This is a genomic window from Kluyvera sp. 1366, assembly GCF_054823405.1.
The window spans coordinates 178,476-192,730 of the sequence record NZ_JBTRDW010000003.1 but is presented as its reverse complement, the minus strand read 5'-3'; the positions used below and the strand labels follow the sequence as shown (position 1 = coordinate 192,730).

Genomic DNA, 14,255 nt, shown 5'->3' with positions numbered 1-14,255 from the left:
GCTTACAGCTGGAAGCCGTCGAAATCGTCTTCGCCCACTTCAGAATCAATCTGACCGACCAAATACGAGCTCACTTCAACTTCCTGTGGTGCAACCTGCACGTTGTCCGACACCAGCCACGAGTTGATCCATGGAATGGGGTTAGAGCGCGTCTGGAACGGCAGATCGAGACCCACCGCCTGCATACGGATGTTGGTGATGTACTCGATGTACTGGCACAGAATGTCTTTGTTCAGGCCAATCATCGAGCCGCCGCTGAACAGGTAGTCTGCCCACTCTTTTTCCTGCTCGGCTGCCTTCTTGAACAGATCGAAGCATTCATCACGACACTCCGCGGCGATGGCTTTCATCTCTGGATCGTCTTCACCGGTGCGCAGCAGGTTCAGCATATGCTGGGTGCCGGTCAGATGCAGCGCTTCATCGCGTGCAATCAGCTTGATGATTTTGGCGTTGCCTTCCATCAGCTCGCGCTCGGCGAAAGCAAATGAACAGGCGAAGCTGACGTAGAAGCGAATCGCTTCCAGCGCGTTGACGCTCATCAGGCAGATATAGAGCTGCTTTTTCAGATCGCGCAGGTTAACGGTAACGGTTTTACCGTTGACCTGATGCGTACCTTCACCCAGCAGATGCCAGTAACTCGTCATCTCGATCAGGTCGTCGTAGTACTTCGAGATATCTTCGGCGCGCGCCAGAATCTGCTCGTTGGTGACGATATCGTCAAACACCACCGCCGGATCGTTAACGATGTTACGGATGATGTGCGTGTAAGAGCGCGAGTGAATGGTCTCGGAGAACGCCCAGGTTTCAATCCAGGTTTCCAGCTCAGGGATGGAAATCAGCGGCAGCAGCGCCACGTTCGGGCTACGGCCCTGAATCGAGTCCAGCAGCGTTTGATACTTCAGGTTGCTGATGAAGATGTGCTTTTCATGCTCCGGCAGCGCCTGGTAATCGATGCGATCGCGCGAGACGTCCACTTCTTCCGGACGCCAAAAGAAGGAGAGCTGCTTCTCAATCAGCTTTTCAAAGATGTCATATTTCTGCTGATCGAAACGGGCAACGTTAACGGACTGGCCAAAGAACATCGGCTCTTTCAGCTGGTCATTTTTGTTCTGCGAGAATGTGGTGTAAGCCATTTTGAGTCCAAATGTGAAGAGGGCCGACCAATGTCGGCCCTGACAAGATGAGATTAGATCTTACATGCGCCGCTTTCGCAGCCATCATCCTGAATGGAAGGTGCCAGATCGTCCTGTGCATCTTCCGCACCGTCGCGGGTGTTTTGATAATACAGGGTTTTCACGCCGAACTTGTACGCGGTCAGCAGGTCTTTCAGCAGCTGTTTCATCGGCACTTTGCCATTCGCAAAGCGGCTCGGATCGTAGTTGGTGTTCGACGAAATCGCCTGATCGATGAACTTCTGCATCACGCCAACCAGCTGCAGATAACCGTCGTTGGACGGCATTTCCCACAGCAGTTCGTACTGGTCTTTCAGACGCTCATACTCTGGCACCACCTGACGCAGAATGCCGTCTTTCGATGCTTTGATGCTGATGTGTCCGCGCGGCGGCTCAATGCCGTTGGTGGCGTTCGAAATCTGCGAAGAGGTTTCAGACGGCATCAGCGCAGAGAGCGTTGAGTTGCGCAGACCGTGCGTGGTGATTGACTTACGCAGGCCTTCCCAATCCAGATGCAGCGGCTCGTTGCACACCGCGTCGAGATCCTTTTTATAGGTATCGATCGGCAGAATGCCCTGCGAGTAAGTGGTCTCTTTAAACCACGGGCACGCACCTTGCTCTTTCGCCAATTCGTTCGAGGCTTTCAGCAAGTAGTACTGAATGGCTTCGAAAGTTTTGTGCGTCAGATTATTGGCGCTGCCATCAGAGTAACGCACGCCGTTTTTCGCCAGGTAATACGCGTAGTTGATCACGCCAATACCCAGCGTACGGCGGCCCATGGCGCCGCGTTGTGCTGCCGGAATGGGGTAATCCTGATAATCCAGCAGTGCATCAAGCGCACGCACCGCAAGGGTGGCCAGCTCTTCCAGATCGTCAAGGCTGTTAATCGCGCCCAGGTTAAAGGCAGACAGCGTACACAGGGCGATTTCGCCGCTTTCGTCATTGACGTCGTTCAGCGGTTTGGTCGGCAGTGCGATCTCGAGGCACAGATTCGACTGACGAACTGGCGCGATACTTGGATCGAACGGGCTGTGCGTGTTGCAGTGATCGACGTTCTGAATGTAGATACGGCCAGTTGACGCACGCTCCTGCATCATCAGTGAGAACAGCTCAACGGCTTTCACGCGCTGTTTGCGGATGCTGTCGTCTTTCTCGTATTTGGTGTACAGACGCTCGAACTCGTCCTGATCGGCGAAGAACGCATCGTACAGGCCAGGCACGTCAGACGGGCTGAACAGCGTGATGTCTTCACCTTTCAGCAGGCGGGTGTACATCAGTTTGTTGATCTGTACGCCGTAATCCATGTGACGCACGCGGTTGCCTTCAACACCGCGGTTGTTTTTCAGCACCAGCAGGCTTTCAACTTCCAGATGCCACATTGGGTAGAACAGCGTCGCTGCGCCGCCACGTACGCCGCCTTGTGAGCAAGACTTCACGGCAGTCTGGAAATGTTTGTAGAACGGAATACAACCGGTGTGGAACGCTTCGCCACCGCGAATCGGGCTACCCAGCGCACGAATGCGGCCGGCGTTGATGCCGATACCGGCGCGCTGAGAGACGTATTTCACAATGGCGCTGGAGGTGGCATTGATAGAGTCGAGGCTGTCGCCGCACTCAATCAGTACGCAAGAGCTGAACTGACGCGTTGGGGTACGCACGCCGGACATGATTGGCGTTGGCAGCGAGATTTTGAAGGTTGAGATCGCATCGTAGAAACGCTTCACGTAATCCATACGGGTTTCGCGCGGATAGCCAGAGAACAGGCACGCCGCCACCAGAATGTAGAGGAACTGGGCGCTTTCGTAGATTTCGCCGCTGACGCGGTTCTGCACCAGATATTTCCCTTCCAGCTGCTTAACCGCTGCGTAGGAGAAATTCATGTCGCGCCAATGGTCGATAAACGCGTCCATCTGCTCGAACTCTTCGGTGCTGTAATCTTCCAGCAGATGGCGGTCGTATTTGCCCATCTCAACCATTTTCACCACCTGATCGTACAGCTTCGGCGGCTCAAACTGGCCGTAGGCTTTTTTACGCAGGTGGAAGATAGCCAGACGCGCAGCCAGGTATTGGTAATCCGGCGCATCACGCGAGATCAGGTCTGCGGCAGCCTTGATGATGGTCTCATGAATGTCAGAAGTTCTGATGCCATCGTAGAACTGAATGTGTGAGCGCAGTTCAACCTGTGAAACTGAAACATTGTTCAGCCCTTCGGCTGCCCAATCCAGTACACGATGAATTTTGTCGAGATCAATGCGCTCCTGGCGGCCATCGCGTTTAGTAACGAGCAGACTTTGGTTCATGTCGCGTTTTTACCTGTCCATGCATGAATGACGTATTTATCCCCCATGTATGCACAAGGTTTATGCACAAGCCGCTCGTTGTGAGTAAGCCTGTGGATAAACACTATATATAGGGGGTGCGGGAAGTTTGAACAACAATATGGTGAGTATTCTAGTCAGCAATCTCTTCTTAACAAGAGTTGATTTTCACTAAAAAATCGTCATTACCGGCTGGCTAAAATCCTGGATCCGCATGCCGCAAGGCCTGCACTTAGTGTCAACCGCTCAACACTTTTTTTTCACTTTATGATCGGACGCGTGTTTCTTGCTCAACCACCGCGCCTCAGGAATTTTCTTAGACAAAAAAAGCCCCGACAAGGCCGCCAGCAGCGAACTTATCTAAAAGTGCTTATGAATTTTTTGTGACTTGCTTAGCCTATAAAAAAGGCTGGTACGCGTCTAAAAGGAAATTGATCTGGATAGGGCCAAAATTAGGGGATAAGAGGTCGCCATGAATGACGTAATGTTTGTTAGTTAAGCCAACGACGAGTGCGCTGGCCGGGGCCACTTTTGGGCCGGCGGTCCTCGCCCCGCTAGCGCAGTACCTTCACTTCGTTCGTCTGCCTGACGGACCGGCGGAGACGGGACTTCCATGTCCCGGCTCCGCCTTTCGCCCGCGTCCTGCGGGCTCTCCTGGCTTCCTCGCTTCGTTCAGCGCTGCGGATTGCCGGACCAAAAGTGGCCCCGGCCTGCTCGTAAGCTCCAGTGCGTGTTGTTGAAAAGGGCTCATTTGCCCGTGAAGCAGATGTGCAAGGGCCCGCACGTATGATGAACGTACTTTCTGAAATCTAAGCTGGCAGTCATCACTCCTGACGATGCGTATGAATCATGTAGTTCACATCGACACCGCGACCCAGACGGAACTGGTTGGTCAGCGGATTGTAGTGCAGGCCAATCATATTTCTTTCACGCAGCGGCGTTTCATCCACCCAGTTCAGCAACTCGGCGGGACGGATGAATTTCTTCACGTCGTGCGTCCCGCGCGGCACCATGCGCAGCACATACTCGGCACCAAATACCGCCAGCAGCCAGGCTTTTGGATTGCGGTTGATGGTGGAGAAAAACACTTCGCCGCCGGGCTTCACCAGCTGCGCGCAGGCTAAGACTACCGAGCGCGGATCCGGCACATGCTCCAGCATCTCCATGCAGGTCACCACATCATACTGCCCGGCGTGACTTGCGGCGTGATCTTCCACGGTTTTCTGCACGTAGTTAACGCTAACGCCGCTCTCCAGCGCATGCAGACGCGCCACTTCCAGCGGCTCAGCGCCCATATCCAGGCCGGTAACCTCAGCGCCTTCACGCGCCATGCTCTCCGCCAGAATGCCGCCGCCGCAGCCGACATCGAGCACTTTCTTGCCGAACAGGCCATTACTATGCTGCGCTATCCAGCCAAGTCGCAGGGGGTTAATACGGTGCAACGGCTTAAATTCACCCTCTAAATCCCACCAGCGGGATGCCACGGCCTCAAACTTGGCGATCTCGGCGTGGTCGACGTTCTGGCGGCTTTCCTGCGGTTGTTCACTCATTGAATCATCACTCCAGACAAAATATTCCCTCAGTATAAACGCTTAACTCACGCGAACGCATCTCTCACGCTCAAGGAAAAGCGGGATTAAGGCCTGGTTAACGTTCACCGAAGGGAAGCAATGTGATATACTTTCGCACCTTTAAATCCGGGATTATGTAGAGGGATAGCGGCTCCATGAGCGACCTTGCGAGAGAAATTACACCGGTCAATATCGAAGAAGAGTTGAAAAACTCCTACCTCGATTACGCCATGTCGGTCATTGTTGGCCGAGCCTTACCCGATGTGCGTGATGGTCTGAAGCCGGTACACCGCCGTGTGCTTTTTGCCATGAGCGAACTGGGCAACGACTGGAATAAACCCTATAAAAAATCCGCCCGTGTGGTCGGTGACGTCATCGGTAAATATCACCCGCACGGCGATTCCGCGGTATACGAAAGTATCGTGCGTATGGCCCAGCCATTCTCCCTGCGCTACATGCTGGTTGACGGTCAGGGTAACTTTGGTTCGGTCGACGGCGACTCCGCCGCAGCGATGCGTTATACCGAAGTCCGCATGGCAAAGATCTCTTCGGAGCTGCTGGCTGACCTGGAAAAGGAAACCGTCGATTTCGTGCCGAACTATGACGGCACCGAGCAGATCCCTGAAGTCCTGCCAACTAAAATTCCTAACCTGCTGGTAAACGGTTCTTCCGGTATCGCCGTTGGTATGGCAACCAACATTCCACCGCACAACCTGACGGAAGTGATCAACGGCTGTCTGGCGTTTATTGAAGATGAAGACATCACCGTTGAAGGTCTGATGGAGCACATCACCGGGCCAGACTTCCCGACGGCGGCCTTCATCAATGGTCGTCGTGGTATCGAAGAAGCCTATCGCACCGGGCGCGGTAAGATTTACATTCGCGCACGTGGCGAAGTGGAAACTGATGCCAAGACCGGCCGTGAAACCATCATCGTGCACGAACTGCCGTATCAGGTGAACAAAGCGCGTCTGATCGAGAAGATCGCCGAGCTGGTGAAAGAGAAGCGCGTGGAAGGCATCAGCGCACTACGTGACGAATCTGATAAAGACGGCATGCGTGTTGTCATTGAGATCAAACGCGATGCGGTGGGTGAAGTGGTTCTCAACAACCTCTACTCGCTGACACAGCTGCAGGTCTCTTTCGGCATCAACATGGTGGCGCTGCATCAGGGCCAGCCGAAGATCATGACGCTGAAAGGCATCATCGAAGCCTTCGTGCGTCACCGTCGTGAAGTGGTTACGCGTCGTACCATTTTCGAACTGCGTAAAGCGCGCGATCGTGCTCACATCCTTGAAGGCCTGGCGATTGCGCTGGCTAACATCGATCCGATCATCGAACTGATTCGTCGTGCACCAACGCCAGCCGAAGCGAAACTGGGCCTGCTGGCGCAGTCGTGGGATCTGGGTAACGTTGCCGCGATGCTGGAACGTGCCGGTAATGACGCTGCACGTCCGGAATGGCTGGAAGCCGAGTTCGGTATTCGCGATGGTCAATATTATCTGACTGAACAGCAAGCGCAGGCGATTCTGGATCTGCGTCTGCAGAAACTGACCGGCCTCGAGCACGAAAAGCTGCTCGACGAATACAAAGAGCTGCTGGATCAGATCGCTGAACTGCTGCACATCCTGCAAAGCGCTGAGCGCCTGATGGAAGTAATCCGTGAAGAGCTGGAGCTGATGCGCGATCAGTTCGGCGACGCACGTCGTACTGAAATTACGGCGAACAGTGCAGACATCAACATCGAAGACCTGATCAATCAGGAAGACGTTGTGGTGACGCTGTCGCATCAGGGTTATGTCAAATACCAACCGCTGACCGACTATGAGGCCCAGCGCCGCGGTGGTAAAGGCAAATCCGCTGCACGTATTAAAGAAGAAGACTTTATCGATCGTCTGCTGGTGGCCAACACCCACGACACCATTCTGTGCTTCTCCAGCCGTGGCCGTCTCTACTGGATGAAGGTCTATCAGCTGCCGGAAGCCAGCCGTGGTGCGCGCGGTCGTCCCATCGTCAACCTGTTGCCGCTGGAAGCCAACGAACGTATCACCGCCATTCTGCCGGTGCGTGAATACACCGAAGGCTTCAACATCTTCATGGCTACTGCGAGCGGTACCGTGAAGAAAACCGCGCTGCAGGAGTTCAGCCGTCCGCGTAGCGCGGGCATCATCGCCATCAACCTGCGTGAGGATGACGAGCTGATTGGCGTGGCGCTGACCAACGGTAGCGACGAAGCGATGCTGTTCTCTGCCGCCGGTAAAGTGGTGCGGTTCGCTGAAACGGCGGTACGTGCGATGGGCCGTTCGGCTTCGGGCGTTCGCGGTATCAAGCTGGCTGAAAGCGACAAAGTGGTGTCGCTGATTGTGCCACGCGAAGAGGGCGCGATCCTCACCGTGACGCAGAACGGTTACGGTAAACGTACCGCCAACAGCGAGTATCCAACCAAGTCGCGTGCGACCCAGGGCGTGATCTCGATTAAAGTCACCGAACGTAACGGACCGGTTATCGGCGCGGTACAGGTGGTGGATGGCGATCAGATCATGATGATCACCGATGCCGGTACGCTGGTGCGTACTCGCGTATCGGAAGTCAGCGTGGTAGGCCGTAATACTCAGGGCGTGATTCTGATCCGTACTGCGGAAGATGAAAACGTGGTGGGTCTGCAACGCGTTGCGGAGCCGGTGGAAGAGGAAGAACTCGACGCCATCGACGGTAGCGTAGCGGAAGGCGAGGAGGATATCGCGCCGGAAGTGGACAGCGACGACGAAGCACCAGAAGCTGACGACGAAGAGTAATTCGTAACGGCTTTAATAAGCGGCAGGTCAGGAAACTGGCCTGCCGTTTTTTTATCTGAGTTTTCCCCTAAAGGCGCGGGCTAGCTGGCTTTTTAGGGCCGATAAAGCTAGTGTATGGAAGCTTTTCAACATCCTGATAACCTCTTACCGCCAGTGAGCCTCTTTTGAAATATCTTGTCTCCTTTCGCACTACGCTTCGAATTTCGCGCTATCTGTTTCGTGCGCTGGCGTTGCTGCTCTGGGCGCTGGGTGCGCTGCTGACCACTTTCTACATCATCAACGTGCTGCATGAGAAAGAGAACGCGGTGCGTCAGGAGTTTGCCGCCAATTATGGTCAGGCTGAGTGGTACGTGCGCCATTCGGCGGACGTGATGCGCGAGCTGAAATACATCACCGAAAATCGCCTGAGCAGTAGCGCTAATGGTCTGGATGTGCTCAACGGTTTGCCGCCGGGCAAAGGTGCGCTGCCGCAGTTCACGCCGCTGTTTTCCGATGGCGACTGCACGTCAATGAGCAATACCTGGCGTAACTCGCTGGACTCGCTCAGCTACTACATCAATTACTGGAAAAGCAATTTTGCCTCGGCGTATGAATTGAACCGCGTGTTCTTCATCGGCGGAGAGAATCAGTGTCTGGCTGATTTCACCATCGGCAGCAACAATTCGGTCGATCGTGAACGTAGCCTGAAAGCGCTGCGCGAACGCGTGCTGCATTATCGCAACGGCAATGAAGAAGAGCGCCGTCAGCCGATGTATTGGATCACCAGCAGCGCGCAGCCGGGCGTCGGCAACTTCTATATGGTGATGCCGGTATATGTGGCGAACAAGCTGCAGGCGCTGCTGGGCGTGGAGCAGAATATTCGCCTTGATGAGTTTATTCAGCCGGGCGGTTTGCCGCTGGTGGCCACCATCACCGATGAAAACTACCGTCCGCTGATCAGTTCGCGTCGCGGCGGGCCGGGCTACTCGCTCGACGATCTGCCGGATAACAGCACCTGGTTCGGCTATCTCGACAGCTATCGCCAGCTGGTGCTGAAAAAGCCGCTGCCGCCGTCGAATCTCAATGTGGTGTGGTCGCTTTCCACCGACGTGTTAACCGATCAGCTCAAGCTGATGCTGATCAACGCGCTGCTACTCAATATCTTAACCGCGGTGATTTTGTTCACGCTGGCGTGGATTTTTGAGCGCCGCATGTTCCTGCCGGCCGAGGAGAATGCGCATCGGCTGGAGGAGCACGAGCAGTTCAACCGCAAGATTGTCGCCTCGGCGCCGGTCGGCATCTGTATCCTGCGCACCAGCGACGGCACCAACATTCTGAGTAACGAACTGGCGCATAACTATCTGACGCTGCTGACGCAGGAAGATCGCCAGCGTCTGAATGAAATCATTGGCGGTCAGCAGGTCAACTTTGTCGATGTGCTGACCGGCAGCAACACCAACCTGCAAATCAGCTTTGTGCATTCGCGTTACCGTAATGAAAACGTGGCGATTTGCGTGCTGGTGGATGTTTCGGCGCGCGTGCGTATGGAGCAGTCGCTGCAGGAGATGGCGCACTCGGCCGAGCAAGCCAGCCAGTCGAAATCAATGTTCCTCGCCACCGTCAGCCATGAACTGCGCACGCCGCTGTACGGCATTATCGGTAACCTCGATCTGCTGCAAACCAAAGTGCTGCCGAAAGGCGTCGATTCACTGGTGACGGCGATGAACAACTCGTCGAGCCTGCTGCTGAAGATCATCAGCGACATCCTCGACTTCTCGAAGATTGAATCCGAACAGCTGAAAATTGAACCGCATCCGTTCTCGCCGCGTGAAGTGGTCAATCACATTGCCAGCAACTATCTCTCGCTGGTGGTGCGTAAGCGCCTGGCGCTGTATGTGTTTATTGAAAACGATGTGCCCCTGATTATGGATGGCGACGCCATGCGTCTGCAGCAGGTGATATCCAACCTGCTGAACAACGCCATTAAATTCACGCATACCGGCTGCATCATCCTGCATGCTTACGTCAAAGAGGGTTATCTGGCATTCCGCGTACGCGATACCGGCGTCGGTATTCCGGCCAAAGAGGTAACGCGCCTGTTCGATCCGTTCTTCCAGGTGGGTTCTGGCGTGCAGCGTAACTTCCAGGGCACCGGCTTAGGGTTGGCGATCTGCGAAAAGCTGATCAACATGATGGACGGCGACATCGAAGTCGATTCCGAACCGGGTATGGGCAGCCAGTTTATCGTGCGTATTCCGATCTATTCCGGTCAGCTGGCGGCGCCACCGCTGCTCGACGGCTTGCAGGAAAAAGCCATCTGGCTGGATATGCGTAATGAGTATCTCGCCAGCTTCCTGCTGCGTCTGCTGCAACAGCAGGGTATTCAGGCAGCGTATTACCACGGCCAGGCGGCGGCTGATGATGTGATCATCAGCGATCACGATGAGCCTGCCGCGCAAACTGGACGCGCACATATTCGTATCTGTGGTGAGCACATCGATATGCCGCACGAAACCGCGCCGGGGCAATGGATTCAGAGCAGCGCGATGCTCCACGATCTGCCGCAGCTGCTGGGCCGCATCTACCGCATCAACATTAATAGCCAAACCGCCACGCCGCTGCCGTTAACCGCGCCAAAAGCCGCCGCGACTTTCGAAGATATTATCGTGCTGATTGTTGATGACCATCCGATCAACCGCATGCTGCTATCAGAACAGCTCGGCACCGTCGGCTATCAAACCAAAACCGCGCAGGATGGCGTTGATGCGCTGAACGTGCTGAGTCGCAACCATATCGATATCGTGCTGAGCGACGTGAACATGCCGAACATGGATGGTTATCGCCTGACGCAACGTCTGCGTCAGCTGGGACATACTTTCCCGGTGATTGGCGTCACGGCAAATGCGCTAGCGGAAGAGAAGCAGCGCTGTATGGATGCGGGCATGGATAACTGTTTGTCGAAGCCGGTCACGCTGGATGTGTTGAAAAGCACGCTGGCGGTGTATGCGGAACGCGTCAGAAAGGGCAGGGTAGAGGCGTAAAGCGGATACTAAAAAATGGGCGGTGCCAGAAGACGCCGCCCATCTGTATTACTCTTTGTCGACCTGAGTGGCGCTGACAGAAGAGAGATAGTTCAGCAGCGCGATATCGTTTTCCACGCCCAGTTTCATCATGGCTGATTTCTTCTGGCTACTGATGGTTTTGATACTGCGGTTAAGTTTCTTAGCGATCTCAGTCACCAGGAAACCTTCTGCGAACAGACGCAGTACTTCACTCTCTTTCGGCGACAGACGTTTGTCACCGTAACCACCGGCGCTGATGCGCTCCAGCAGTTTTGCCACGCTTTCCGGCGTATATTTTTTGCCTTTCTGCAGAGCCGCGAGTGCTTTTGGCAGATCGGTTGGTGCGCCTTGCTTCAGTACGATCCCTTCGATATCCAGATCCAACACCGCGCTCAGGATCGCTGGGTTATTGTTCATGGTCAGAACGATAATCGAGAGGTCCGGATAGTGACGTTTGATGTATTTAATCAGGGTGATACCGTCACCGTACTTCTCGCCTGGCATGGAAAGGTCGGTAATCAGGACATTAGCATCCAGTTTGGGCAAGCTGTTTACCAGTGCTGTTGAGTCTTCAAACTCACCTACAACGTTAACCCATTCAATCTGTTCCAGTGACTTACGGATACCGAACAGAACGATCGGATGGTCATCGGCAATAATTACGTTCAAGTTATTCATCTTATTGGTTACCTTGCTGCAGCAGTTGGCTGACGTAAGCGTCAATTTCACTGGTGGTATTTTTAATGGTTAAATCGTCACATACTTTAATGTGTTGTTCTAACGCTTCACAAAGCTGTTTACCTGAACCCAGATTGAGCATGGCAAACACGCCTTTCAGGCGATGTGCTGTCTGAGCAAGCGAGGGATAATCCTTTTCCGCCGCTTCAGTATACAGTCTCTTCACATCTGGCGGTACTGTCTCGGTAAACAGCTGGAAATAGCCTCCGCTCATTAGCGGCGTGGCTTCTTCATCTTCGCGACTCTCCTCTAACAAATCATGAGAAAGTTGCTTTTCAATCAGGGCCAGCAGCGCATCAAGCAGTGCATTACTGAGATTGAAGTTGACCCGGAATTGCTGATCGTTCAACGCGTGATGACCCATTTCGTCACCGGCCAGCAGCAGCGCCCAGCCGTTCAGGCGCGCCGGATCGTCGGTCACCAGCACATCATGATCCTGACCAGTTAAACGCTCATCCGAGGTCAGGCATTTCGCTCCCCAGTTTTCGAGGTGGCGACAAACGATCTTGTGTACGTCTTCTACGGCGATATCTACCAACGCGGTCACGCCTTCCAGCAGTTTCTCTTCCTGCTCGCCTTGCTGCTCTAACGCCAGCGGCAGCTGAATATTGTAGCGTGTGCCGATATCGGGTTTAGCGATGATCTCCAGCTGGCCGCCCATCTGTTTGCACAGCTGCTTACAGAGGAAAAATGCCATGCCGGACGCTTGGCCAAAACGATCTTGCGTGGTGTCGCCGAGATAGGGGAAATCGACATTCGCCAGTTCATCGACGCTCAAGCCGGAGCCAGTATCCACCAGCTGCAGCAAGACCTGATTGGGCTTGTCTTCACTGGTTTTGATCTCCAGCGAAATCTTGCCCCAGCGCGTGGTGGTCAGCGAATAGTGCATCAGCGTGGTCAGCACTTTACGCAGCGCACGACGATCGCCAAAACGCATCTCGTCATTGGCTAAATGGTTATTCACCACCAGCGCTAAACCTTTACGACGCAGCAGCGGCAGGCTTTCCAGCGCGATTTCGTCCAGCATATCCTGCAGGTTGAACACGCTGGCATCAGGCGACCAGTCATGCGCTTCCAGGCGATTAAGCAGCACGATATCATCCACCAGGCGCGCCAAACCCTGGCTCTCGTCGAGCAGATCGAGCACGCTTTCGTCATCGTCACGCTGGCTAAGTTGTACTAGTTGCTTAACCATGCTTTGCAGTGGACCATTGAGGGCGTGACCGAGGTTATGCATTAACTGCTGGCGCATCTGGTGATTACGATCCAGCACCTGTTGCGCCTTCTGCAACTTCTTATTCACCAGTAATTCGCGGTCCTGATCGCGCATCATAAATAGCTGAGTATGCGGCGACAGCACGCTGCGCGCGTGGCGAATTTCATACACTTCGTTATTGATGGTCGCCTGCAATACGCCCTGATGTTGATCGGACATATTGATGATTTTCTGCAGATTCAGGTGCGGCAACAGATGTTCAGCGATTTTATTGCTGAGCAGCGTGCGGTTTGTGGCGAAGTCGTACACCAGCAAGCCGACCGGCAAACTGGCGACGATCTCTTCGTTAAGCATGCGCAGCGAATCCAGCTCGGCGCTCTGATTCTCGTTCGGGCGCAGCGATTGCTGACGCAGCAGCGTAATGCCCGCAATCGACAATAAAAACAGCACAAGGTTGATCAGCAGCGGCCACATCAGATTATGCAGCGTATCCAGCGCCAGGCTGGTGAGCGGCACGCGATACACCAGCTGCAGCGAAGTGCTAGGCAGCGAGGCGGCGATCTCCAGATTCGGGTTTACCAGCGCCACGTGCGTGCTTTCGCTGCTGGTGTCGTCGCTGGTGGTGGTGGTGGTGGTCGACGTTTGCGTCGCGTCCTGACGCAGTTGGAAGTTCTCCAGCGGCATATTACGCGGAATCAGATCGTTAACCGGCAAATCAAATGCCACCACGGTGGCTAAATGGCCCGGCTGATTGAAAGTGGTGCGCAGGGTAAAGTAGTGATCGTTCTGCCAGGCGAAGTGACGCAGCGGCGAGAAGCTTTCGCGCTCATCCAGCGCATTGGCCTGCTGCAGCATCTCGGCGCGGCGGCTATCAACCAGCGAATTGATCGCACTCTCTTTGTAACGCGTCGCCATGTCTTTCAGCGGCAGCGTGGAGATCATAATCAGGCTGTTATCCTGACCATTGAGGAAGTACATCGACCAGGTCGGATTTTCCGCGCCCCACAGCGTATCGAGATAGTTGGACATGCGCATGGTCATATCCAGCGTGCTGCTATCGTGCGAACCGAAAATCAGTGCTTCGGTTTTGCGGCGGGTTTTTTCCAGATAATAGACATCCGGGCGCAGGCGGGTTTCCTGAAGATTACTGTTCGGCGACGAACCGGCGGCGCTGGTGGCCAGGTTCTCATAGATCTGCCACGTAGCGAAGCGCGACGCATCGATGCGTTTCTGCATCGCACGCGCCAAATCGGTCATCGCATAGCGCTTCTCTGTCATCCAGGCATTCACGCTGTTGTGCACCATCGCGCCCAGCGCCAGAAAAAGCACCAGGTTAAACACCACGAAAAAGCGCGTTACATTGCCGGATGTCAGTGGAAATTTATAAGGCAGCATAGTGTCTCA

7 protein-coding genes are annotated in these 14,255 nt (G+C 54.5%); 2 read left to right on the top strand and 5 right to left on the bottom strand.

What is annotated here, in order from left to right:
* Positions 1-2 precede the first annotated feature (2 nt).
* From nrdB to ubiG, 3 genes are all read right to left on the bottom strand, one after another.
* The gene (nrdB, locus tag ACVLVH_RS07650) at positions 3-1,133 is read right to left on the bottom strand and encodes a class Ia ribonucleoside-diphosphate reductase subunit beta (RefSeq protein WP_192411476.1); all 1,131 of its coding nucleotides are present in this window, start codon (positions 1,131-1,133) and stop codon (positions 3-5) included.
* A gap of 53 nt (positions 1,134-1,186) precedes the next feature.
* Positions 1,187-3,472 (bottom strand): class 1a ribonucleoside-diphosphate reductase subunit alpha, encoded by a 2,286-nt coding sequence (gene nrdA, locus ACVLVH_RS07645; RefSeq protein ID WP_101763666.1) that lies wholly within the window; start codon positions 3,470-3,472, stop codon positions 1,187-1,189.
* 842 nt (positions 3,473-4,314) lie between these two features.
* Positions 4,315-5,040 carry a bifunctional 2-polyprenyl-6-hydroxyphenol methylase/3-demethylubiquinol 3-O-methyltransferase UbiG gene (gene ubiG, locus ACVLVH_RS07640; RefSeq protein ID WP_192411477.1) on the bottom strand — a complete coding sequence of 242 codons (726 nt, stop codon included), beginning with the start codon at positions 5,038-5,040 and terminating at the stop codon, positions 4,315-4,317.
* Positions 5,041-5,216: 176 nt separating this feature from the next.
* On the opposite strand from ubiG, the gene gyrA reads away from it, so the two are divergent.
* The gene (gene gyrA / locus ACVLVH_RS07635; protein ID WP_110866580.1) at positions 5,217-7,856 is read left to right on the top strand and encodes a DNA topoisomerase (ATP-hydrolyzing) subunit A; all 2,640 of its coding nucleotides are present in this window, start codon (positions 5,217-5,219) and stop codon (positions 7,854-7,856) included.
* A 164-nt stretch (positions 7,857-8,020) separates the two neighbouring features.
* A complete protein-coding gene (gene rcsC / locus ACVLVH_RS07630; protein WP_101763669.1) occupies positions 8,021-10,876 on the top strand; it encodes a two-component system sensor histidine kinase RcsC in 2,856 nt (951 codons plus the stop codon).
* Positions 10,877-10,924: 48 nt separating this feature from the next.
* On the opposite strand, the gene rcsB is transcribed toward rcsC, so the two are convergent.
* Together rcsB and rcsD are read right to left on the bottom strand one after the other, a co-directional pair.
* Positions 10,925-11,575 (bottom strand): response regulator transcription factor RcsB, encoded by a 651-nt coding sequence (gene rcsB / locus ACVLVH_RS07625; RefSeq protein WP_007889370.1) that lies wholly within the window; start codon positions 11,573-11,575, stop codon positions 10,925-10,927.
* Position 11,576: 1 nt separating this feature from the next.
* The gene (gene rcsD, locus ACVLVH_RS07620) at positions 11,577-14,243 is read right to left on the bottom strand and encodes a phosphotransferase RcsD (RefSeq protein ID WP_192411954.1); all 2,667 of its coding nucleotides are present in this window, start codon (positions 14,241-14,243) and stop codon (positions 11,577-11,579) included.
* Between the last annotated feature and the right edge of the window lie 12 nt (positions 14,244-14,255).